Source organism: Marinobacter zhanjiangensis, from assembly GCF_014651935.1.
Classification (GTDB): Bacteria; Pseudomonadota; Gammaproteobacteria; order Pseudomonadales; family Oleiphilaceae; genus Marinobacter; species Marinobacter zhanjiangensis.
The window spans coordinates 242,785-264,156 of record NZ_BMXV01000002.1; the positions used below are offsets into that span (position 1 = coordinate 242,785).

Here is a 21,372-nt window from a genome sequence, read left to right on the forward strand (position 1 = left end):
CTTGCATGGTGGGTTTTTACTGCAGTGTCAGGGGCATACCAGCTTCGCGACGGTCGGCTTGCCACTGCTCAAGGGTTCGTACCGCTTCTGCACCCGGCAGGGTGTGAACGATTTCGAAGTAGTCGCTCGAGAACTCGTCGGCCAGCACCTGTTCACGTGGGCGGATTCGTACCACATAGGTGGATTGCACGTTCTGGTGATCAAACGCCCGCCATTGTTGCTCGTCCTTCAGAAAGGTGTAGCGGTGGCCCTCAAGCGCCCTGATAACCGCATCGGTACGGGTGGTTCCGGCGCGCTCCACCGCATCCTTGTACTGGTAGACAATACTGTAGGCGGATGCCGCTGCCGATGACGGACGCATCTCGTAGCGGCCGGAGAAAGTGTCCACAAAGGTCTGACCACGTTCGTAGCCTGCCTCGCCTGGAAGATTCCAGACCCAGGGCGCGGCACCGATTACCCCTTCCATGATGCTGGGGCCGACCTGGTTGGCCATGCTCAGGGTGATATTGGGTACCACGATCTGCATCTTGTCATGAAGGCCCATGGAGTAGGCGATGTTAACGGCTCGTACCATGTCGTCGCCGAACAGCACCATTGCCAGCACATCGGCATCACTGGCGGCCGCTTCCTCAAGGGCAGCCTGGAAGTCACTGGTCAGGGCATTGGGGAAAGGGGTCGTTACGCCGGCGTGCTGGCTGGTATCTCCGGTACCGGTGAACTGTCGCAGGGATTTTTCCACCGACCAGCCCCAGGTGTAGTCGGCGGTGATGTAAAAGAAGTTCTTGTCGGAGAAATTCTCGCTCAGGTAGCTGCCCAGCGCCTTGGCGGACATCCAGGCATTGAACGGCTCGCGGAACATGTGGGTGTGGCCCGCGCTGCCGGTGGTGGCGTTGGAATAGGTCAGGGTGCCGAAATAGATCCGGTCCCGTTCTTTCGCGGCTCTGCCGGAGGCAATGGCCACCGCAGAGGAGGATCCGCCAAACAGCATTTCCACGCCGTGATTGTCGATCAGGTCAGCGGTGTTGGCAGCGCCACGATCCGGATCACCGCGTGTGTTACGGATGACCAGCTCCACCTGCCGCCCGAGAATACCGCCCGCGGCATTAATCTCTTCCACCGCCAGGAAAGCGCCCATGCGTTGTTGCAGTCCCTGGTCCTGGTAACGCCCCGACTGGGGATAGTTCAGTCCGAGCTTCAGGACCTCCGCCATCGCGGGCAGGCTGGTCAGTAATAACGCGAGGAGGACAGGTAGTGAACGAACCCTGATCGGCATAAAGACATCACCTTTTCTGTTGTATTTGTCAAAAAATGCAAAATACCCGGACGGCACACCAGTGTTATCGCTGGCGGGAGGATTGGCAATGTGACCATCGTGGCAAATTGTGGCTGACTGTTACTGTCGGTAAGCAAGCGTAACCCGGTCATTGCAACCGGATTACGCAGGGCACGGCATGAGGTGCTAGCCGTGAGCCCCCATACCGCCATCCACACGGTACTGGGCGCCGCTGATAAAGGTTGACTCATCGGATGCCAGGAACAGCACCAGGTTGGCGACGTCGATGGATTCACCGTAGTGCCCGAGGGGAATATCCTTTTCGAGGGCAGCCTTGGCCTCTTCCCCGTGGCCGGGCTGGAAACCCTCTTCCAGAGATCTCATCATGCGGGTGTTGATGGGGGAGGGATGCACCGAGTTCACCCGCACGCCGAATGGCCCCATCTCCAGGGCGGCGGATTTGGTGACGCCAACAACGGCGTGTTTGGAGGCGACATAGGGAGATACCCCCGGACTGCCCATCAGGCCCGCCACAGAAGACATGTTGATAACAGAGCCGCTGCCCTGTTGCTGCATGACCTTGAGAACCTGTTGCAGGCCGAGGAACAGACCCCGGACATTCACCGCCAGCACCTGGTCAAAGTCCTCGATCTTCTGATCGGTGATCGGGGCGACCTTGCCCTCGATGCCCGCGTTGTTGAAAAACACGTCGATGCGACCGAAGCGCTCCATGGCCTTGCTGACGTAGCTCGCCACGTCGGCTTCCTGTGATACGTCGGCGGCCACCGTGAGCACGTCGCCCAGGTCCTTCAGTTCCTCGGCTGCTGTATCGAGATCCGCCTGCTTCAGGTCCACCAGCACCACGCTGGCGCCTTCCTCGAGAAAGCGTCGGGCGGTCACCTTGCCGATGCCGCCGCTGCCTCCGGTAATGATGGCTACCTTGTTCTTTAATCGTGTCATACCTTGTTCTCCTCTGGTTTACGGCGTCTGGTGGCTGTCCGGTCTGGCTTAACCTGACTCCACCTCTGTCTGCTCGGGCTCCGGTCCGGTCAGCCGGAACCGGTTTCGGCCGGCAGCCTTGGCCCGGTACATGGCCTCGTCGGCGGCTTGCATCAATGGTTCCACTTCCTCGCCATCCAGGGGGTAGAGGCTGATGCCGATACTGGAACCGACTGGCAACAGGGCGTCGCCATGCCGGTAAGGGCGCGCGTTCACCTCGATCAGGCGCGAGGCAACACGCCGGGCATGGTCAACACTTTCCAGCTCCGGCAGCAATACGATGAACTCGTCGCCACCCAGCCGGGCCAGGGTGTCATCTTCCCTCAGGCAGCTTTTCAGCCGGCGTGACAGTTCGGTCAGCAACAGGTCACCGACGGCATGACCATGAGTGTCGTTCACCTGCTTGAAATGGTCCAGATCGATAAACATGACCGCCAGCATCTGTTGCTTGCGGTGGGCATGGCGAATGGCGTGCTCCAGCCGGTCTTCCAGCAGTCGCCGGTTGGGGAGACCTGTCAGGGCATCATAGTACGCCAGCTGACGGATATGCTCCTCGTTCTGTCGGTTCTGGGTGATGTCGGTAAACAGGCCCGCATAATGGCTGACCTGGCCGTCGTCATCGCGGATAGCGGTGATGGTGAGCAGCTCCAGGAAAAGCTCACCTGTCTTGCGACGGTTCCATATTTCGCCGCGCCAACACCCGGTACGCTCCAGGGTCTCCCACATGGCGCGGTAGAAGGCGGTATCGTGACGACCGGACGACAGTATGGCGGGGCTTCGGCCAATCACCTCTTCCGGCTGATACCCGGTGAGCTGGGTAAAGGCCGGATTGACGAACTGGATGCGCATTTGCGGGTCGGTAATCAGGATGCCTTCCAGGGAGGCATCGATAACCCGCTCGGCCAGCTGAAGGTGTTGCCTTGATTGGGCCAGCGCCTTGTCACGTTGCTCCAGGGCCTCACGCAGGTCCTCCAGGTACATGTGTTCTGCCCCGGCGATCAGGTCTGCGAAGCCCAGCAGGCCGGTGAGGTTGCCTTCGTCGTCGGTCACCCCCAGGTGCCGGATACGGTTGTCCAGAAGCAGATCCCTGGCCCGGATCAGCGGTTCATCCTGGCCAACGGTCAGCAGCGGCCGGCTGGCCAGGCTGGAAACGGGCGTGTCGCCGGGGTAGTTGCTGATGAAACGCAGTATATCCCGTTCCGTCAGCACGCCGGCGCCACTCTGGTCGCAGAGGATCAGGGCCGCGTCGTGATGGGTCCGGTGCATGCGGCGGGCCGCCTCGGACAGCTTCAGTTGCCCCTCAAGCATCAGCGGGCTCTGGCGCAGGGCAGAGTGCACTTCACGCAGTCGCAGGTAGGGCTCCAGGCCCTGGTTCATGGCAATATCACTCTGGGTAAGGATGCCGATAATCTGGTGCTGGTCATCCTGAACCAGAAAGTGTCGCAGATTCTCCCGGCGAAAACGCATGGCGGCTTCGGCGATACTGGTGCCTGGGGTGAGCGTGGCCACGGGTGTGCTCATGGACCGGGCGATGGGCAGTTGCATGGAATCCGGATCGGCAAAGTTCACCAGCAAGGCATCGTGTTCGGTCCAGATCCCTACCGGTTGGCCATCTGCCATGATCACGATCGAGCTGCAGGCATGCTCGGACATCCGCCGTGCTGCCTCACGTAAGGGTGTCTCCGGGGAACAGTGCACCGGTTTGCCGGATCGCATGATGCTCTCGATGGGAAGGTGGTTGGCCATGATGGTTCCGCTCTGGTTGTCGTTGTTGCCTTGGTTGAGACTAGTGTGTGGCCACCTGGATGAACGGATTTTGACGGCTATCAATTGCTCAGCCATTCTTTGGGGTAAGCTTGCAATCTTTTACGTTCTCCGGGCATCGAACAGGAGGTACCAACCTGATGGCCACTACCCGTAAAGAAGAACTGGAACGCCTCAAGCAGGAACTGACTGCTCGGCTGGAGCGCTATGAGGCCCATCAGCACCGTGAGGACGGCAAGCTGGAGGCGGATTTCTCCGAGCAGGCGGTACAACGCCAGAATGACGAGGTGGTTGACTCCCTGGAGTCCGAGGTCCGGGAAGAGCTGCGGCAGGTGATTCATGCTCTCGACCGGCTGGAAGACGGCGAAGGGGACCTGTGCCAGCGCTGCGGCAACACCATCAACCCGGAGCGGCTGAAGGTTCTGCCCTGGGCGTCACTGTGCGTGCGCTGCGCCGAGGAGGATGAGTAGCTCCGGCCAACCTGTGCTTTCAGTTCCGGAAGGAGTGTCTTGAACTATGTCCCAGACAGGCGACGATACCGACGAAAGAATGCCCCGAAGCCAGCTTATCGGTCTGTTTGTCGGGTTGGCTCTGCTGGCCGTGACCCTGATTCTGCCCCCGCCCGGCGACCTGTCCGGTTCCGCCTGGGCGGCGCTGGGCCTGATGATGCTGATGGCCGCGTGGTGGGCCACGGAAGCCATTCCCATACCGGCAACTTCGCTGGTACCCATCGTGCTGATCCCGGCTCTGGGGCTGGGCACGGTCAGGGATGCCACCACGCCCTACGCCAATCCGATCATATTCCTGTTCCTGGGTGGTTTTACCCTGGGGCTGGCCATGCAGCGCTGGAACCTGCACCGGCGTATCGCCTTGCATATTCTGCTGATGGTTGGCACCAGTCCCCGGCGCCAGATCGGTGGCTTCATGCTGGCCACCGCGTTTCTGAGCATGTGGGTGTCCAATACCGCCACTACCATCATGATGATGCCCATCGGTCTGTCCGTACTGAGCATGATGGACACGGGGGATGATGACAGCAGACACCGGTTTTCGGTGGCATTGCTGCTGGCAATTGCCTACTCGGCCAGCGTGGGCGGCATCGCGACCCTGATCGGTACGCCGCCAAATGCCTTGCTGGCGGCTTATCTCACAGATCAGCAGGATATTCCGGTCGGCTTCGCCCAGTGGATGATTATCGGCGTGCCCATCTCGCTACTGATGTTGCTGGTGATCTGGTGGTGGCTGACCCGGACGGACTTCCGGATGGACAGCTCCGCCAGCGCGGGCAAGGCGATCAGGGAAGAGCTCGGCACTCTCGGGGCCATGAGTCAGGCCGAAATACGGGTGGCTATTGTGTTCGGGCTGACCGCTGCCGCCTGGATATTCCGGCCCCTGCTGGCGGATACCCTGTCGTGGGTGAGCGATACGGTGATCGCCATATTCGCCGCGGTGATGCTGTTCCTGCTGCGTTCGGGGCAACGTGACGGCCAGGCATTGATGGATTGGGACACTGCCCGGGAACTGCCCTGGGGTGTATTGCTGCTGTTCGGTGGCGGCCTGGCACTCGCCGGCGTGATCAGCAGTTCCGGGTTGGCGGAGGCCATCGCTACAAGTCTGTCCGTGCTGGAGGTATTGCCGGCCCTGTTGATGGTGGGGCTGGTGGTTGCGGTGATCATCTTCCTGACCGAGGTTACCAGCAACACCGCCACCGCGGCCGCCTTTCTGCCGCTGCTTGGCGCGCTCGCGGTAGGCCAGGGCGTTTCGCCCCTGCTGCTGACAGTGCCGGCGGCGATTGCAGCCAGTTGCGCCTTCATGATGCCGGTGGCGACGCCCCCGAACGCCATCGTCTTCGGCAGTGGGCATCTTGCCATCAGCGATATGATACGGGCCGGCCTGGTACTGAACCTGATCGGCATTGTGCTGGTCACCCTGTTGGGTTACCTGTTACTGGGCGTGGCCTTCTCCATGTAGTCGGCCCGCAGGGCGTTCAGTCCTCGGGCTGGCTCAGGTCGACCCACTGCTGGGACAACCAGTAGAACCGGCCCTGTCCCGCCGGATAGGTACAGTTGTAACGAAAGCGTCGGGTGTCGAATGCTTCGGGAGCCTGCACTGATACGGTCTGACCTTCGATATCCGCCGGAATGCGACCCTGACCGGAGGCAAAACAGGTGAGGGCGGAAGCGTTCAGTTCTTCCGGCAGGGTCAGGGTGAGCCGGGGCGGGTTGTCTGCCACGATGCCATCCGGCAGTTTGCTGAAGTCCACCGGCAGGGCCCGGCTGCGGAGCTTGTTGTCCAGACTCTCCAGCTGGCCATAGGCCGTCGCCATGGGAAAGCGTGGCAGGCGCCCGGGGTCGGAGTCAGCACCGATGGCGCCGGACTGCTGGCCGTACCCGAACCACTCCCGCTCCTCCACAAGCGTTTCGACACCGGCGTCATATTCACCGTAAGGGTAGGCAAACATCGGCTCGTTCACGCCCAGCCTGTCCTGCAGCATGCTCTGGGCCTGGTCCAGGGAGTCTGTGACGCGCCGGCGCCAGTGTTCCCGGGTTTCCTCCGGCCGTTGCGGCAGGTGACCATGATCATGGCTGTGGTTAGCGATAACTACGCCCGGCTGCTGGCTGGCCTGTGCCAATTGGTCCCAGGTCATGTAGCCCTCGCTGCCAACGGCCCGGGTATTGACGAAGATGGTATAGGGGTAGCCGGATTCCTCCAGCATCGGCATGGCCGTGCTCCATACCGATTCATAGGCGTCGTCGAAGGTGATGGCCACCTGCTGCTGGTCCTTCAACTCTCCCGCCAGAGCGGCTTTGGTGGCTGAGTCCAGCGGCACCACCTCCAGCTCCAGTTGCTGTATTCGCTCCAGTTGCTTGCGGAAAAGGTCCACCTCGGTGCTGGTGCTGGCCGGGGTCTGGTCGCTGACGTGGTGGTACTGGAGTACCACCAGATCCGCTCTGGCCGGCAGGGCCGCGATGGCAAGAAGGGAGGCAGTGGTCAGATATCGGCTCAGCATGGGGTCTCTCCGTAGCGGAAGTAATGGCGCAGAGTGGCGAACGCCTCGTTCAGTTGCTGGACCTGTTCCGTATCGCCGCCCCGGTCCGGATGGGATTGCATCACGGCGCGACGGAAACGGTGCTTGACCACCGAAAAGTCGGCCGGCAGGGCGTCGAAACCCAGTACGCTGGCAGCGTCTGCCGCGCTCTGCCGTACCGGGTGCTGTTTGACACGCCCGGCCCAGAAGTCATCCACCATGCGCAGGATGTCGCTCTCCGGCATCTCGTACTGGTTCAGGTCGAGGTAGAAGGCCCTCAGAGGGTCACCCCGGTCGGGCAGGCCGGTGCCTGACACCACGTCGGATTCTGTCAGTGAAATGGACAGCGGTGAAATGGTCAAAGTTTCACCCCTTTCGGCCAGCTCGTCCCGCAGACGGTAGAGCACATGAAACAGCAGAAAGTGGACCGGGTAGAGGGCCGCCGGGTTGGCATAGTCCACGGCTTCCAGAATCTGCCAGGGCGGTGCCTGCAGTTGCCGGATCAGTTCCAGTTCCGACAGGCCGCCACGGGCTTTGCGCAGGCACGCCTCAACTGCCGCACCGAGCAGCTGGATATGGCCCTCCAGTGCCTCGCGCGTGGCCTTGCTGGTATCCATCGGGGCATGGTCATGGGGGGTGTTGTTTGGCTGAGTCATGGCAACATGGTATGCCAGCGGTGAATCAATCCCAAGTATCGTGGCTTTTACGGGTTGGCGAAACCTGACGGGGAAGGGTTGCCTCCGGTATAATCGCCGCCTGTTTATTAACCATGACCACAGGTTCTCTATGTCTGATGTGACAACGGCGGAAGCGGTATCCACGGCGCCGGCCAGCGAAGCCGAACGCAAGCGCAAGCTGGAGATGAACAAACTCCAGAAACGGTTGCGGCGGGACGCCGGGCAGGCCATCCAGGATTTCCGGATGATCGAATCCGGTGACCGGGTGATGGTGTGCCTGTCCGGTGGCAAGGATTCCTACACCATGCTGGATATCCTGATGAATCTGCAGAAGAGCGCCCCGGTGAACTTCGAGCTGATTGCCGTCAACCTGGACCAGAAGCAGCCGGGTTTCCCGGAGCATGTCCTGCCGGACTACCTGTCAAAGCTGGGCATCGAATACCACATCATCGAGAAGGACACCTACAGCATCGTCAAAGAGAAGGTGCCCGAGGGCAAGACCACCTGCGGTCTTTGTTCGCGTCTGCGCCGGGGCATCCTCTACAACTTTGCCGAGGAACATGGCATCACCAAGATTGCCCTGGGCCACCACCGGGACGACATGCTGGAAACCCTGTTCCTGAACATGTTCTACGGCGGCAGGATGAAGTCCATGCCCCCCAAGCTTTTCAGTGATGATGGCCGTAACACGGTGATCCGTCCGCTCGCCTACAGCCGCGAGAAGGACATTGCCCGCTATGCGGCGCTGCAGGAATACCCGATCATCCCCTGCAACCTGTGCGGTTCCCAGGAGAATCTCCAGCGCCAGGTGGTCAAGGACATGCTCCAGCAGTGGGACAGGCAGCACCCCGGTCGCATCGAAACCATGTTCCGGGCCATGTGCAATGTGGAGCCTTCGCACCTGGCCGATACCAGCCTGTATGACTTCGAGAATGGGCGTTCAGTGGCGGGGTCCCAGCCGGCGGTGCAGACCGCCGAGCCGGAACGGGACTATGGCCGTCTGGATGTGCTCAACCTCTGACGGTCAGCCGGGCGAGCTTTCCGTCACCAACTGTCCGTCACCAACTGTCCATCACCAAAAAAGGGCGACCACTGGTCGCCCCTTTTGTCATCGCCAGATAGCGGCCAATGGCTGCCCTGATGCCGCGCTCAGCCACCCCCATTGCCACCAATCAGCTCCATCAGCCCGCCAATCATCTGGCTGATCAGGCCCAGCTGGGTGTTCAGCCCGTCGACGGTTTCCGACACGCTGTTGATCTGCAGGCCAAGGAACAAGGCCACCAGCACGAACACCAGGGTGGTGAGCATCCATAGCCGGCGCATCCTGCCAACACGGGTTTCCAGTTCTTCCTGGAACCGGGCGTCCACACGGGCCATGTGCTGTTTCATGGCGCGGATGTCCTCGTTGGCTTCCTCGTAGGCGATTTCCAGGGTGGACAGGCGGCCTGTCAGGCGTCGCAGGTAGGACTGGTCGGCCACAGTCTGGTAGGGGCTCAGCTCAGTGGTGGCAAAATCCTGCTCGTCGTCACTGTCGGCCAGGATGGTGTCGATCATCTGGACCAGCTGTTCCCGCTCCACCTGCTTGCCGATCACTCCGGCGGCGCCCCGGGCCTTGGCGTCCTGCAGATAGCGGTCGGCGTTCTGGGAGGTGTACATGAACACCGGGATATTCTTGCTGTCCGGTCGGCTCTTGAATTTTTCCAGAGCCTCGAAGCCATTCATGCCTGGCAGCAGGTGGTCCAGGAAGATCAGGTCAAAGTGCTCGTGCTGCACCATGCTCAGAGCTTCTTCAGCCGAGCTGGCGCCCTTGCTGGTGAGATCGGCTTTTTCCAGCAGCCGGGCAAGGATGATCCTGGCGGTGGAGGAATCATCGACGATAAGTGCGTTGCCACGGGGCATTGTGTTCTCCCTGTCTGTACGAGGGCCCTCGTGTTGCTGCAATGTGCAGCGTTAGCGGATCCTTGAGGGCTCGCCACACGTTAATGGGCGCTGACGGGCAATTCAAGTAGCCGGTTGCCAAATTGTGGCACAGGTCGGTGAAAGCTGCCCCCACCCGCTGGCAGCGTGTTACAGGGTCCTTCAGGGCAGCCATACCTCGAACACGCCACCGCCCAGTTCGCCATCATTGTGAAGCCGGATCTGACCCCGCCGGCCGCCGTTGTGATGCAGGTTGGCAATGGCGGAGGCGAAATAGAGGCCAAGGCTGGTGGAGCCGGTGCTGAAGTCGGGGGCACGCAGCAGTGCCTCGCCGGTTTCCCGCATGGATTGCGGATAGCCATTGCCGTCATCCTCGATGCTGATCACCAGCCAGCCATCCTGCTCCCGGGCGCCCAGGCGCAGCCGGCTGCGGGTGTAGCGAATGGCATTGTTGAGGGAGCTGGTAATAACACCAGCGATCAGTTCAGCGTCGAAGAAGCCCACCGCACTGTCATCCGCCACGATCTCGTAGTCGATACCGTAACCGTCCAGCAGTGCCTGGTGGCGGGCAAGCTGCTCGTTGAGGAAATCGCCCACATAGTGCTCATCACTGTGTGCGGAGAGTCGTTGTTCCCCCAGTCGGTAGACCCCCAGTAACTGTACCAGGTCGCTGTGAACCCGTTCCGCCTCGTACTGGAGAATGTTCAGCTTGGGGTGCTCTTCCGGTGACCCCTGTTGTTCCTTTCTCAGGTCGTCCAGAGTGCTGAGCAGCATGCCCAGGGAGTTTTTCATGTCATGCACCGCGGAGGCGATGACCATGGAAAAGTCCGGAACTTCGATCTCGCGCCGGTTGTTGGCGCCGGAGTGCGACTGATCACTCATTCAGATTCTCCACCTTTCGTTTCATGGCCTGATAGCGACGGTACTGGCGATGCTGGGGGGGCAGGTTCTCCAGGGCATCCATGCAGCGACGGCACTGGGCAACGGCGTGCTGTGGGTTGATGGTCGTATCCTTGCTGTCCAGTTGTTTCATGCGTATCTGGATCAGGTTCAGATTGAGAGCGGCATGATTGGGTACCACATCCAGCGCCTGCTCGAAATGCCGGGCCGCTTCCCCCAGGGCACCCTTTTCGTAGGCCTGTATACCCTCACGGTTCTGGGTTCGGGCCTGCAACCTCTGCTGCAGGCCGACCGGTTCGTCAATCAGGCTTTCAATCTGTTCGATGATGTCGGTCTGCCCTTCGAACTTCTGGGCCAGAGTCCCCAGCAGTTGCTCGGCCTCACGGTTCTGGCCGACCCGGTACATGGTCTTGGCCAGGTCGAGCCCGGCGTCGGCGGACAGACTGTCCTCCGGTAACGCCTCCCGGGCCTTTTCCAGGAAGGCCATGGCCTTGGTGCGGTTACCCCGGGCCGCCACGATACGGGCACGGACCAGCATCGAGCGGGGTCCGATATCCGGTGTTTCAGGAAACCTGCGCTCCAGATTCTTGAGCACATTCACCGCCTCGTCGGCGTATTCCTTGCCTTCGCCGGTGGGATCGCCTTCGCTCAGGTCGGTCAGGGAGCGACCCAGTTCCAGATGATGGTCGGGGTTGTCGTGAACCGACCAGGTGCCCAGGTTGACTGTGCGGCGCCAGGCGTCGGTGGCGGTGTCAATATCATGGTTTTGGGTGGCCAGTTTTGCCAGGTCCCGTTGCCTCAGCAGGGCATTGGGTGAGAGTTCCGCCGCCCGTTGCAGGATCTTCTGGGCCTGGCCGGGCTTGCCGGTGCGCTGCAGGCTTTCCGACAACAGGTCGTAGGCTTCCAGGAGATCAGGGTGGTCTTCGATCAGCGATCGCAGCGCGGTGATGGCCTCGTCATGGAAGCCCTCGGCGACCATGACGCGGGCCTTGCCGAGCCGTGCCCAGGACAGGGAGCGCTGGTCCAGAATCTCGTCGTAGATCCTGCGAGCCTGGCCATAGTCACCCACCTTTATGTAAAGCTCCGCCAGAGTCTTGTAGATCCAGGAGCGATGGCGATGGTGATGAGGCAACAGGGCGTGACATTGCTGTATCGCCTCGGGATAGTCCTCCAGGTCCATGGCTTTGGTGATTGGCAGCAGGGCCTCCCGGCGCTCCGCCAGGGCACCGAGACGTTTGGACAGCATGGCCTGGTTGATGGGCTTGGTGAGATAGGCGTCCGGGTGATATTCCCGGGCGCCCATTACCATTTCCCGGGAGGTTTCCGCCGTCACCATCAGAAACAGCGAGGAATGCCGAAGCAACTTGCGGTGGCGCAATTCCTCCAGCACATGCTGGCCACTCTTGCCGTCACCCAGGTTGTAATTGCACAACAGCACGTCGAAATGGTCGTAGGCGCAGCGCTGCACCGCAACGGAACCATTGTGGACCATATCAATCTTGTCTGCCCCCATGGAGCGCAGCATCTGGCGCATGGAATTGCGGAAGTTTTCGAAGTCATCCACCACCAGAAAGCTGAGTTTCCTGAAGCTGGCGGGGACGCTGGTTTCACCGAACGGGTTATTCATGAGCGCTTCTTGATCAGTTTGTTGACCAGAGCCCGGAGTGCGGCGGGCTTAACTGGTTTGTAGAGAATATGGTAGCCACGATGGCTGGCATCTTCACGGGCTTCCTCACCAAGATAGCCGGTAATCAGTATTCCCGGTACCGGTTGATCGAAATCCGTCCTCAGGCTGTCCATGGCATCCAGGCCGTTGCGGTCATCATCGAGCTGGTAGTCCCCGAGCATCATGTCGGGTATTTCGCCGGCCAGTGCCTGCCGTGCACCTTCCAGGCTGAGGGCAGTGGTGACGCGGCAGTCCCAGTTGCCCAGCAGCGCCTGCATGCCCTCCAGTATGTGGGGGTCATTGTCGATACACAGGACATGCAACCCCTTCAGTGCCGACAAGCCACGGCTGCCGCTGCGGCTGGGGGCGGGCGGGGCCTGCCGCTGCTGCGGTGCTGCCCTCGGCACGGTGACCGTGAAGGTGCTGCCCCGGCCGACCTGAGAGTGGACGTTGACCGGGTGGCCCAGCATCCCGCTGATGCGGTCGACAATGGCCAGCCCCAGACCCAGGCCCTTCTTGTCACGACCCTGACGCAGGCGCCGGAACTCCTCGAAGATGTGGGCCAGCTGGTCTTCCGGAATGCCGGGGCCGGTATCCCATACCTCGATGCGCAGATAGCCCTTGAGGCGACGACAGCCCATGAGGATGCGGCCACCACTCTCCGAATAGCGGATGGCATTGGACAGGAAATTCTGCACCACCCGCCGTAGCAGTTTGGCATCCGAGGTTACCCAGGTGGAGCTGGGCACAACGGTGAGGGTGAGATTCTGCTCGGCGGCGATGGCACTGAACTCGGTGGCCAGGTGGCGCAGCATGTCATTCACCGGGAAGCTGGTGATATCCGGCTCCAGGGCTCCCGCGTCAAGCTTCGAGATGTCCAGCAGGGTGCTGATGATTTCCTCGGCGGCGCCCAGGGAGCTATCCAGGTGGCTGGCCAGCTCCCGGGCCTCATCGGTGATCACCTTGTTCTGCAGGGCCGAGGCGAACAGGCGCGCGGCGTTCAGGGGCTGCAGCAGATCATGGCTGGCGGACGCCAGGAAGCGGGTCTTGCTCTGGTTGGCCTGCTCCGCCACTGACTTGGCTTTCAGCATCTGTTCGTTGATGACCTGCAGCTCCTGAGTGCGCTCCTTGACCCTTTGCTCCAGGTAGATATTGGTTTCCTTGAGCGCCTGCTCAGTCCGGCGCATGGCGGTAATGTCCTGGAAGGTGGTGACATAGCCACCGCCGGGAATCGGACTGCCCTCGATCTTCAGCACCGTGCCGTCCGGGCGGTGCCGCTCGTTGGACATGGGGCGTCCCTGCCTCATGGCGTTGCACCGGTGCTCGATGATTTCATCGATACGCCGGGCTGGCAGGTTCGCGCTGGTCAGGTTGTACCGCATAAGATCCTGCACCGGTCTTCCGGTCCGCACATAGCCCTTGGGATAGGAAAACAGCTCCAGGTAACGGCGATTCCACACCACCAGCTGCTGCTGGTGATTGACCACGGAAACCCCCAGGCTCACGTTTTCGATGGCAGACTGCAGTAACTCGCGGCTGAAGGTCATGGCCTGGGAGGCTTCATCGACGATGCTGACTACATCTTCGATCTGCATGTCGCGGCCGGTGAGCGTGGACTCCAGCACTACCCTCGCAGTGGAAGCGCCGATCACCGATGCCAGCTGACGCTCGATATGGCGCATCAGATGGCTGCTGGCCGGCCGTTGTGGTGACAGCCGCATGGCGTTACGACGTTCGTAGTTGGTGAACAGTGCCTTGGCCCGTTCCTCACCCATAAACCGTTCCGTGAGCGCCTGCAGGTCGGCGGTGAGTACTTCGCCCTGCCAGACCTGCTGCTGGGAGGTCTCCGCCCGTGGATCGGGCTCGTGAAAGAAGGAGGCGATCTGGATCTTTTCCCGTACCCGCTGGCGGGTGGTCAGGGACAGCAGCACGTAGACCAGGGTGTTGATGCCCAGGGACCAGACGATGCCGTGGCTGGTGGGGTCCAGCTCAAGACCCAGCAGGGCGGTGGGACGGGTCCAGCTCAGGCCCCACAGCCCCTGATCGATGAGGGTGTCGCCGAGCCAGCCGGTAGAGGCGAGGGCCGGAATCAGCAGGGTATAACACCACATGGCAAAGCCCAGGGCCAGGCCCCAGATGGCGCCGTTGTAGTTTCCCCGTCGCCAGAGGATGCCGCCGATCAGGGACGGCCCGAACTGGGCTGCTGCGGCAAAGGAAAGCAGGCCGAAGGCGGTCAGGCTGTAGTCGGCACCGGCAAGGCGGTAGAAGCCATAGGCGGTCATCAGCACCAGGAAGATGGTCACCCGGCGGATGCTCAGCAGCAGGCGGCTGAGATCCGCCCGCCGGCTCATGCGGGGTTGAAAGAACTTGAGCAGCCCCGGCATGACGATCTCGTTGCTGACCATGGTGGCGATGGCCACCGAGCACACAATGACCATGGCGGCGGCTGCGGAGCCGCCCCCGAGGAAGGCCAGTATGGCCAGCCACGTCTGTTCCTCCACAATCGGCAGGGTGAGGATCAGCATGTCCGGGTTGACGCCCTCGGTGCCGGAGTGAAGCAGTCCGGCAGCTGCGATGGGCAGTACGAAGGCGCTGGCGATCATCAGGTAGGCCGGCATGGCCCAGCGTGCGGTGTTGAAATCCCGGTAGTCGGCGTTTTCCACCACCATGACGTGAAACTGCCGTGGCAGACACAGGATCGCCAGCATGGCCACAATGGTCTGGGTGATGAAGGCAGGTGCTTCCACGCCATCCCAGGTCAGCTGGCCTACCAGGTCGGCGCTCTGCACGCGGCTCAGCAGGTCGCCAAACCCGCCGAACATGCCATAGCCAACGAACAGCCCCACGGCCACGAAAGCCACCAGTTTGATCACTGACTCGAAGGCCACGGCCTGGATCATGCCCCGGTGATGTTCCGTGGACTCGAGATGCCGGGTGCCGAACAGCACCGTGAATGCCGCCAGTACCAGGGTGATATACCAGGCGGAATCGCTCCAGGCGGCCTGATGCACCGAGTTCCCGGCGCCGCTCTCGGACAGCACGCTGAAGCCCAGGGAAATGGCTTTCAGCTGCAGGGCAATATAGGGCACGCTGCCGACCAGGGCGAAGATGGCGATCAGTGCCGCCAGTGACTGGGATTTACCATAGCGGGAGGCAATAAAGTCGGCAATCGAGGTGCTGTTGCTGCGCTTGCTGATGGTAATGATCCGCCGCAACAGCGGCGTACCGAACAGAAATACCAGCAGCGGGCCGAGATAGATCGGCAGGAAACCGAAGCCTTCCTGGGTGGCGCGACCCACGGCGCCGTAGAAGGTCCAGGAGGTGAAGTAGACCGCCAGCGACAGAGCGTAGATATGGCGCCGGGCAATCCGGTTCCGGTAAAGGCCCGGGTGACGGTCACCGGCCCAGGCAACCGCGAACAGCAGGGAGATGTAGGCAATGGAAATGACTACCAGCAGCCAGACACTGATCATCTCCGGTTACTCCCTGGTGTAGAGGGGCATTGACAGGTTCAGTCGCATACTTCCTGCAGCAGGGTCTCGTCCGTTCCCAGGCGACGGGCCTCGCTGGTATTCGGGCTGCCGTCTTCGTTCAGGGCCACCAGTTCGCGGCTGGGGCAGTTCAGCAACCAGCTTCCTCTGGAGACACGGTCACCATAGGTCTGCCGGAAATAGTAGAGCTGGAAGCGAACGGTATCAGGGTTGGCCCGGTTGCGGGTGATGCTGCTGGTATCCAGCACCGTGATGCGATTGATCTGGGGGAACGCGAAGCTCCAGGGGCGCCAGAACTCCGCCTTCGATTCGGTGGCCACGACCACGGATTCCGCCGGCATGCGGGCGGTCATCTGGTCGTACCAGTTGTATTCCATATAGATCTGATAGCCCATCATGCCCAGCCCGGCGAACACCGGGATCAGCCAGCGGGGGGCCTTTTTGGCGGTCGCCGCACGGATGGTCATGGCAATGCCCGCGGCTGCCAGACCACAGACAACGGTTGCGACAAGATTCCAGAACATAGTGTTTCCTTAAAAAAACGGGCCTCCTGAATAGGAGGCCCGTTCCGGATCAACCCGTTCAGATATGACTCTGAATACGGGGCTTATTATGTCTTAGTGATCCACTGCCTTGCCAGCACCGCGCGGATAGCGAACGCTTTCCACCAGTTCCTGGATTTCCACCGGCGGCTCGTCAGTGGCGTTAGACACCACGAAGGCCACGATGAAGTTCACCAGGGCACCAATGGCGCCAATGGACAGCGGGGAGATACCCAGTATCCAGGCGTCGGCGGTATCCGGCAGGTTGTTGGTGCCCGGAATGAACAGCCAGCCCTTGTACATGAAGATGTACGTCAGGGTGAAAACAAGGCCGGCCAGCATACCGCTGATAGCACCCACGTTGTTAACCCGCTTGGAGAAGATACCCATCATCAGGACCGGGAACAGCGAGGCGGCGGCAATACCGAAGGCCAGTGCCACCACCTGCGCCGCGAACCCTGGAGGGTTGGCACCGAGGTAGGTGGCCACCACTATGGCGACGGCCATGGATATCCGCGCCGCCAGCAGTTCCCCTTTCTCTGTTATGTTCGGGTTGATCGTTCCCTTGATAAGGTCATGACTGATCGCCGACGAGATAGCCAGCAACAGGCCTGCCGCCGTAGACAGGGCTGCCGCCAGACCGCCGGCAGCGATCAGGCCGATCACCCAGCCGGGCAGATTGGCAATCTCCGGGTTCGCCAGCACCAGGATGTCCCGGTTGTAGGAGAACTCGTTGCCTTCCCAGCCGCGCTCCTCTGCTTCCGGAGCAAAGTCTTCGGTCGGGTTGTAGTACTGGATGCGGCCATCGTTGTTTTTGTCCTCATAGGTGATCAACCCGGTGACCTCCCACTCCTGGATCCACTGCGGACGCTCATCATATTCGATGGGCTGCGCCGAGGTGCCTTCCGGATAGATAGTGGTCATCAGGTTCAGGCGTGCCATGGAAGCCACAGCCGGAGCGGTCAGGTACAGCAGGGCGATGAATACCAGGGCCCAGCCAGCGGACCAGCGGGCGTCAGCCACCTTGGGTACGGTGAAGAAGCGGATGATGACGTGGGGCAGACCCGCAGTACCGATCATCAACGTCAGGGTGAACAGCATCATGTTGAGCTTGTTCGGCACATCCGTGGTGTAGGAATCGAACCCAAGATCGGTAATGACCTGGTTCAACTTCTCCAGAATCGGCAGGCCGGACTGGGTGTGCTCCGAGAACATTGCCAGCGGCGGAATCGGATTACCGGTCAGTTCGATGGCAATGAAGATCGCCGGAATGGTGTAGGCAAGAATCAGCACACAGTACTGGGCCACCTGGGTATAGGTGATGCCTTTCATGCCACCCATTACCGCGTAGATGAAGACCACAACTGCGGCGATCATCAGGCCGGTGGTGGAGTCCACCTCCAGGAAACGTGAGAAGGCAACACCGGCACCGGCCATCTGGCCGATAACGTAGGTTACCGAGGCCACAATCAGGCATACCACCGCTACCAGCCGTGCATTACTGCTGTAGAAGCGATCGCCGATGAATTCCGGCACCGTGAACTTGCCGAACTTGCGCAGGTAGGGAGCCAGCAGCATCGCCAGCAACACGTAACCGCCGGTCCACCCCATGAGGAAGGTGGAGTTGGCGTAACCGCCGGCGGCGATCAGACCCGCCATGGAGATGAAGGATGCCGCTGACATCCAGTCCGCGCCGATGGCGGCGCCGTTGGTGATGGGGTGTACGCCACCACCGGCCACGTAGAAATCGCTGGTGCTGCCGGCCTTGGCCCACACCGCGATCGCGATATAAAGGAGGAACGAGCCCCCGACGAAGATTAGGTTAATCGTAAATTGATCCATCGGGTTATTCCTCCTCTTCCAGGCCAAATTGCTTGTCGAGCCTGTTCATACGCCAGGCGTAGAAGAAGATCAGCGCAATAAAGGTCAGGATGGAGCCCTGCTGGGCAAACCAGAACCCGAGATCAGTGCCACCGATGGGAATGCCGGCGAGCACGGGGCGTAGCAGAATGGCGAAGCCGTAGGATACGAGGGCCCACACGATCAGGCATCCCAGTATCAGACGCAGATTCGCCTTCCAATACTGAACAGCATTGCTGTTTGCGTCAGACATAACAGGTCTCCTGTTTTGTTTTTGTAGGGTTTAGACGCTTGTAAATTGAAGAAGAGTCAAAGCCATTACGACCAACGTCCTGCTCGCGAGCGATCAGGCCCTGGCCGAAGCTTTCCTTGCACTGCAACCAGGAGAAATTGTTATTCAGGGTTTATTCTCCTGCTGGTTACCAACACCGACTTTACCTGTCAGGAAGTTAATGGATATTGGCAAAAGGTCTAAGTGAGTGGGAGAGGCCCGCAAGTTGTTGTCGTGCGGCCATTTGTCGGAGTACATAAAGGGCCGGCGGAGGCGGCATATTGGCCTGAGTGCGAACTCTTTCACATGCGGTGGAGGGTTTTCAGGCGCTGGTAGTATCGGAGCTTCTGGTGGAGCTCATCCAGCGTGACCACACCTTGCCGGCGGGCCTCGCGAAAGGCAATCAGGGTCAGTTCGGCGGTAGCCAGGGCATCGGCGGCGGCGTGATGTCGGGCGGCAATGTTCAGGCCGAAGTGTTCGGCCCAGTTGTCCAGCCGTTTGATGCCCTCCCGGGCCTTGGGGAAAAAGGCCGGCATCAGTTCCGCCACGTCCAGCCACTGATGAGTCTGGGTGTAGCCCAGTTGCTGGCGCAGGGCCTTTTCCAGAAACTTGCGGTCAAAGGCAGAATGGAATGCCAGAATCGGGTCGCCATTCATCCATTCCAGCAGCCTCAGCAGGGCATCACGGGTTTCGTGCCCCCGGGTCAGGGCTTCGGGGCCGATGCCGTGGATAAGCACGGTCTCGCGGATATCCAGCTCGGGCCGTCGCAGGATCAGGTCGAACTGATCCGACAGGGGGATGGCCATGCGGTCAACGGCAACCGCGCCAATGGCGATGACCTTGTCCTTCGCCGGGTTCAGTCCGGTGGTTTCCAGGTCAAGGACAATGAATCGCAGGTCGTCCAGGTGCTGACCTGACGCGGTTTTGGGTGCCGTCAGATGGTCGAGGTCGTGGTGCTCGGCCGGTCCGGTCAGCTTCTCGTTCAGCCATGCTTTCAGGTCGTCCAGCATCGTATTTGCCATCCTACAGCTGGTAAGTGACTTCCAGCTTCTGCTGGAGGCGCTGTGCCTGGCGGAAGGATTCCCGCAGGATGCGGCGGTCCAGGGGGTTCAGGTTGTCCGGGTTGATGTAGTTCGACAGTTCCTCGCCCTGTTGCAGCTGTTCCTGATGGGCCCGCATGCGGATGGCCTGGATCAGGCTGTACGCCTCCTGCCAGGCATTGGCGTCCTTGGCATCGAAGACGCCCTTTTTGGCCAGTTCCTCCATCCGCCCCAGGGTGTTGGCGGTCGCCACACCATTGGCCAGGGCAAACACCCGCACCGATTCCACGAAGGGAGCCAGGCCCTGGCGTTTCAGGTCAAGGCTGCGGCGGTCACCGTCAGGGGCATAGCGGAAGCCCCGGAAAATAGTCAGCGGTGGCTTACGCTGGAATGCGTTGCCGGCCAGCATCTTCTGGAACAGGGCATTCTTGCGGATACGGGTCAGTACCTTGTCCAACAGGTCCTGCAAGGGCTCTATCGGGCCATAGATCGCGCGCATATCCAGGAAAATCGATGAGTACACCAGATTCTGCGGGGTCGAGGCGTCGATGAACCTCAGGAACCATTCGTCCCACTCCTCGGTACTCAGGCACAGCTTGGGATTGCTGGCCATGATGTTGCCCTTGCACCAGGTAAAGCCGCACTCGGCCAGCTCCCTGTTGATGGTTTCCGCGAAAGGCAGGAGTTTTTCCCTCACCTGATCCGCGGTCATGCCCTCCGGTGTGGTGAACAGTATGCCGTTGTCCTGATCAGTGAGCAGGGTCTGCTCCTGGCGGCCTTCACTGCCGAAGGTGAGCCAGGTGAAGGGAATGCCGGGGTCGTTCTTTTTGAGGTTGAGTTCCAGCACCCGGCGCACGGTAATGTCGTTGAGAGTGGTAATGATCTTGACCACCTGACCGGAGTCGGCACCATGGGCGAGCATGGCGTCCACCAGGCGGGACACATCCTCCCGCAGTGCCACCAGTGTCTGCAGCTGGGGCGCGGTGCCTATTGCCCGGGCCAGGTGCACCAGATCGACCCGCTGCAGGGCAAACAGGTCCCGCTCGGAGACTACGCCGATCAGGCGGTTGTCCTCATCCACCACGCAGATATGGGCAAAATGGTGCTCCGCCATCAGCATGGCCGCCTCGAAGGCATCGGCAGTGGCGGGCAGGTGGTGCGGGTTGGTCGTCATGACCTGGCCGATGGGGGTCTCAAGAGTGCAGGTTTCTTCCGCCACCAGCGTACGCAGGTCGCGCAGGGTGAATATCCCTTTCGGGAAGCGCTGGTCGTCGGTGATGATGATGCTGCCTACGCTGTTGTCATGCATCTTGGCGACAGCCTTGCGTACCGGCATGTCCGGCGAGCAGACGATGGGGTTGCGCAGGGCATAGCGCTCCAGCGGCGTGTCCAGGGAATTGGAAGACCCCAGCGATGCCATGGCTCCCGACTGGATACGCTGGTTGACCTGATCCAGCAGGCTGCTGACACCCCGCAGGCAGAAGTCCCGGAAGTTGGCGCTTTCCGAGAACAGGGTGACGAATTCCTTGTGGTCCAGGCTCAGGCAGAAGGTGTCCCCCGCCGCCCGGTGCAGGGTCTGGGTAGGCCGCTCCCCGACCAGTGCCGCCAGGGGAAAGCATTCGCCCTGGCTGATCTCGAAGGTGGTTTCCGGCTCGCCGGTCTTGGCGTTGATTCGCTCCCCCTGAATCCGGCCCTGCTTGACCACATTCAGGGTACGGACCGGTCCGTCCTCCGGCGACAGCACTGTATCGCCGTCGGCAAAGAAGCGGAGCACAGCGTGTTCGGCAAACAGGGCCAGATGGTTGTCATCCATGCCCGAGAACGGCGCGTGTTCCCGGAGAAAGGCCATGATCGACCGGGTGTTCTGGGGCAGTGAGGCTTCCTGTTCCTGGGTCATGAACTCGACTCGCTTTTTATTGTCATTCCTGAAAGTGTAACCGATTA

Annotated in this window: 17 protein-coding genes; 3 read left to right on the plus strand and 14 right to left on the minus strand. The window is 61.0% G+C overall.

All coding sequences use genetic code 11. The features are described 5' to 3' along the window. Nucleotides 1-16 precede the first annotated feature (16 nt). The 3 genes from IE079_RS04585 to IE079_RS04595 all read right to left on the minus strand — a co-directional run bounded on the left by IE079_RS04585 (nucleotide 17) and on the right by IE079_RS04595 (nucleotide 4,018). Nucleotides 17-1,273, minus strand: a complete 1,257-nt coding sequence (locus IE079_RS04585; RefSeq protein WP_189573512.1) for an ABC transporter substrate-binding protein — start codon at nucleotides 1,271-1,273, stop codon at nucleotides 17-19. 186 nt (nucleotides 1,274-1,459) lie between these two features. Then, nucleotides 1,460-2,233, minus strand: coding sequence for an SDR family NAD(P)-dependent oxidoreductase (locus IE079_RS04590; protein WP_189573515.1), 774 nt, complete (start codon nucleotides 2,231-2,233; stop codon nucleotides 1,460-1,462). A 48-nt stretch (nucleotides 2,234-2,281) separates the two neighbouring features. After that, the gene (locus IE079_RS04595) at nucleotides 2,282-4,018 is read right to left on the minus strand and encodes a diguanylate cyclase domain-containing protein (protein WP_189573531.1); all 1,737 of its coding nucleotides are present in this window, start codon (nucleotides 4,016-4,018) and stop codon (nucleotides 2,282-2,284) included. A gap of 158 nt (nucleotides 4,019-4,176) precedes the next feature. Between IE079_RS04595 and IE079_RS04600 the strand changes: the two genes are divergently transcribed. Together IE079_RS04600 and IE079_RS04605 are read left to right on the plus strand one after the other, a co-directional pair. Next, nucleotides 4,177-4,506 (plus strand): TraR/DksA family transcriptional regulator, encoded by a 330-nt coding sequence (locus IE079_RS04600; protein ID WP_189573534.1) that lies wholly within the window; start codon nucleotides 4,177-4,179, stop codon nucleotides 4,504-4,506. 46 nt (nucleotides 4,507-4,552) lie between these two features. Next, nucleotides 4,553-6,007 (plus strand): SLC13 family permease, encoded by a 1,455-nt coding sequence (locus tag IE079_RS04605; RefSeq protein ID WP_189573538.1) that lies wholly within the window; start codon nucleotides 4,553-4,555, stop codon nucleotides 6,005-6,007. 16 nt (nucleotides 6,008-6,023) lie between these two features. Here the strand turns inward: IE079_RS04605 and IE079_RS04610 are convergent, their stop codons facing one another. Then, nucleotides 6,024-7,046 carry a polysaccharide deacetylase family protein gene (locus IE079_RS04610; RefSeq protein ID WP_189573541.1) on the minus strand — a complete coding sequence of 341 codons (1,023 nt, stop codon included), beginning with the start codon at nucleotides 7,044-7,046 and terminating at the stop codon, nucleotides 6,024-6,026. Next, nucleotides 7,040-7,720, minus strand: a complete 681-nt coding sequence (locus IE079_RS04615) for a DNA-J related domain-containing protein (RefSeq protein ID WP_189573544.1) — start codon at nucleotides 7,718-7,720, stop codon at nucleotides 7,040-7,042. The genes IE079_RS04610 and IE079_RS04615 overlap by 7 nt, the downstream gene beginning before the upstream one ends. A gap of 130 nt (nucleotides 7,721-7,850) precedes the next feature. Between IE079_RS04615 and ttcA the strand changes: the two genes are divergently transcribed. Beyond that, nucleotides 7,851-8,762, plus strand: a complete 912-nt coding sequence (gene ttcA, locus IE079_RS04620) for a tRNA 2-thiocytidine(32) synthetase TtcA (protein WP_189573546.1) — start codon at nucleotides 7,851-7,853, stop codon at nucleotides 8,760-8,762. A gap of 128 nt (nucleotides 8,763-8,890) precedes the next feature. On the opposite strand, the gene IE079_RS04625 is transcribed toward ttcA, so the two are convergent. The 9 genes from IE079_RS04625 to IE079_RS04665 all read right to left on the minus strand — a co-directional run bounded on the left by IE079_RS04625 (nucleotide 8,891) and on the right by IE079_RS04665 (nucleotide 21,325). Continuing rightward, nucleotides 8,891-9,640, minus strand: a complete 750-nt coding sequence (locus IE079_RS04625; RefSeq protein ID WP_189573552.1) for a response regulator — start codon at nucleotides 9,638-9,640, stop codon at nucleotides 8,891-8,893. 180 nt (nucleotides 9,641-9,820) lie between these two features. Then, nucleotides 9,821-10,540: a sensor histidine kinase gene (locus IE079_RS04630; protein ID WP_189573557.1), complete on the minus strand. Its 720-nt coding sequence runs from the start codon at nucleotides 10,538-10,540 to the stop codon at nucleotides 9,821-9,823. Beyond that, the gene (locus IE079_RS04635) at nucleotides 10,533-12,185 is read right to left on the minus strand and encodes a tetratricopeptide repeat-containing response regulator (RefSeq protein WP_189573562.1); all 1,653 of its coding nucleotides are present in this window, start codon (nucleotides 12,183-12,185) and stop codon (nucleotides 10,533-10,535) included. The genes IE079_RS04630 and IE079_RS04635 overlap by 8 nt, the downstream gene beginning before the upstream one ends. Then, entirely contained in the window at nucleotides 12,182-15,697 is a 3,516-nt protein-coding gene (locus IE079_RS04640) for a hybrid sensor histidine kinase/response regulator (protein WP_189573566.1), read from the minus strand. The genes IE079_RS04635 and IE079_RS04640 overlap by 4 nt, the downstream gene beginning before the upstream one ends. A gap of 38 nt (nucleotides 15,698-15,735) precedes the next feature. After that, a complete protein-coding gene (locus IE079_RS04645) occupies nucleotides 15,736-16,239 on the minus strand; it encodes a hypothetical protein (protein WP_189573569.1) in 504 nt (167 codons plus the stop codon). Nucleotides 16,240-16,332: 93 nt separating this feature from the next. Next, entirely contained in the window at nucleotides 16,333-18,099 is a 1,767-nt protein-coding gene (locus IE079_RS04650; RefSeq protein WP_189573571.1) for a sodium:solute symporter family protein, read from the minus strand. Between the two features lie 4 nt (nucleotides 18,100-18,103). After that, nucleotides 18,104-18,370: a DUF4212 domain-containing protein gene (locus IE079_RS04655; protein WP_189573574.1), complete on the minus strand. Its 267-nt coding sequence runs from the start codon at nucleotides 18,368-18,370 to the stop codon at nucleotides 18,104-18,106. Between the two features lie 320 nt (nucleotides 18,371-18,690). Beyond that, entirely contained in the window at nucleotides 18,691-19,398 is a 708-nt protein-coding gene (locus IE079_RS04660) for a 3'-5' exonuclease (RefSeq protein ID WP_189574656.1), read from the minus strand. 13 nt (nucleotides 19,399-19,411) lie between these two features. Then, on the minus strand, nucleotides 19,412-21,325 hold the full coding sequence (locus IE079_RS04665; protein ID WP_189573576.1) for a putative nucleotidyltransferase substrate binding domain-containing protein: 1,914 nt from the start codon (nucleotides 21,323-21,325) through the stop codon (nucleotides 19,412-19,414). Between the last annotated feature and the right edge of the window lie 47 nt (nucleotides 21,326-21,372).

Bases quoted from the DNA above. Each gene is read 5' to 3' on its own strand.
- IE079_RS04585 (WP_189573512.1), bottom strand. From the start codon at position 1,273: ATGCCGATCAGGGTTCGTTCACTACCTGTCCTCCTCGCGTTATTACTG.
- IE079_RS04590 (WP_189573515.1), bottom strand. From the start codon at position 2,233: ATGACACGATTAAAGAACAAGGTAGCCATCATTACCGGAGGCAGCGGC.
- IE079_RS04595 (WP_189573531.1), bottom strand. From the start codon at position 4,018: ATGGCCAACCACCTTCCCATCGAGAGCATCATGCGATCCGGCAAACCG.
- IE079_RS04600 (WP_189573534.1), top strand. From the start codon at position 4,177: ATGGCCACTACCCGTAAAGAAGAACTGGAACGCCTCAAGCAGGAACTG.
- IE079_RS04605 (WP_189573538.1), top strand. From the start codon at position 4,553: ATGTCCCAGACAGGCGACGATACCGACGAAAGAATGCCCCGAAGCCAG.
- IE079_RS04610 (WP_189573541.1), bottom strand. From the start codon at position 7,046: ATGCTGAGCCGATATCTGACCACTGCCTCCCTTCTTGCCATCGCGGCC.
- IE079_RS04615 (WP_189573544.1), bottom strand. From the start codon at position 7,720: ATGACTCAGCCAAACAACACCCCCCATGACCATGCCCCGATGGATACC.
- ttcA (WP_189573546.1), top strand. From the start codon at position 7,851: ATGTCTGATGTGACAACGGCGGAAGCGGTATCCACGGCGCCGGCCAGC.
- IE079_RS04625 (WP_189573552.1), bottom strand. From the start codon at position 9,640: ATGCCCCGTGGCAACGCACTTATCGTCGATGATTCCTCCACCGCCAGG.
- IE079_RS04630 (WP_189573557.1), bottom strand. From the start codon at position 10,540: ATGAGTGATCAGTCGCACTCCGGCGCCAACAACCGGCGCGAGATCGAA.
- IE079_RS04635 (WP_189573562.1), bottom strand. From the start codon at position 12,185: ATGAATAACCCGTTCGGTGAAACCAGCGTCCCCGCCAGCTTCAGGAAA.
- IE079_RS04640 (WP_189573566.1), bottom strand. From the start codon at position 15,697: ATGATCAGTGTCTGGCTGCTGGTAGTCATTTCCATTGCCTACATCTCC.
- IE079_RS04645 (WP_189573569.1), bottom strand. From the start codon at position 16,239: ATGTTCTGGAATCTTGTCGCAACCGTTGTCTGTGGTCTGGCAGCCGCG.
- IE079_RS04650 (WP_189573571.1), bottom strand. From the start codon at position 18,099: ATGGATCAATTTACGATTAACCTAATCTTCGTCGGGGGCTCGTTCCTC.
- IE079_RS04655 (WP_189573574.1), bottom strand. From the start codon at position 18,370: ATGTCTGACGCAAACAGCAATGCTGTTCAGTATTGGAAGGCGAATCTG.
- IE079_RS04660 (WP_189574656.1), bottom strand. From the start codon at position 19,398: ATGCTGGACGACCTGAAAGCATGGCTGAACGAGAAGCTGACCGGACCG.
- IE079_RS04665 (WP_189573576.1), bottom strand. From the start codon at position 21,325: ATGACCCAGGAACAGGAAGCCTCACTGCCCCAGAACACCCGGTCGATC.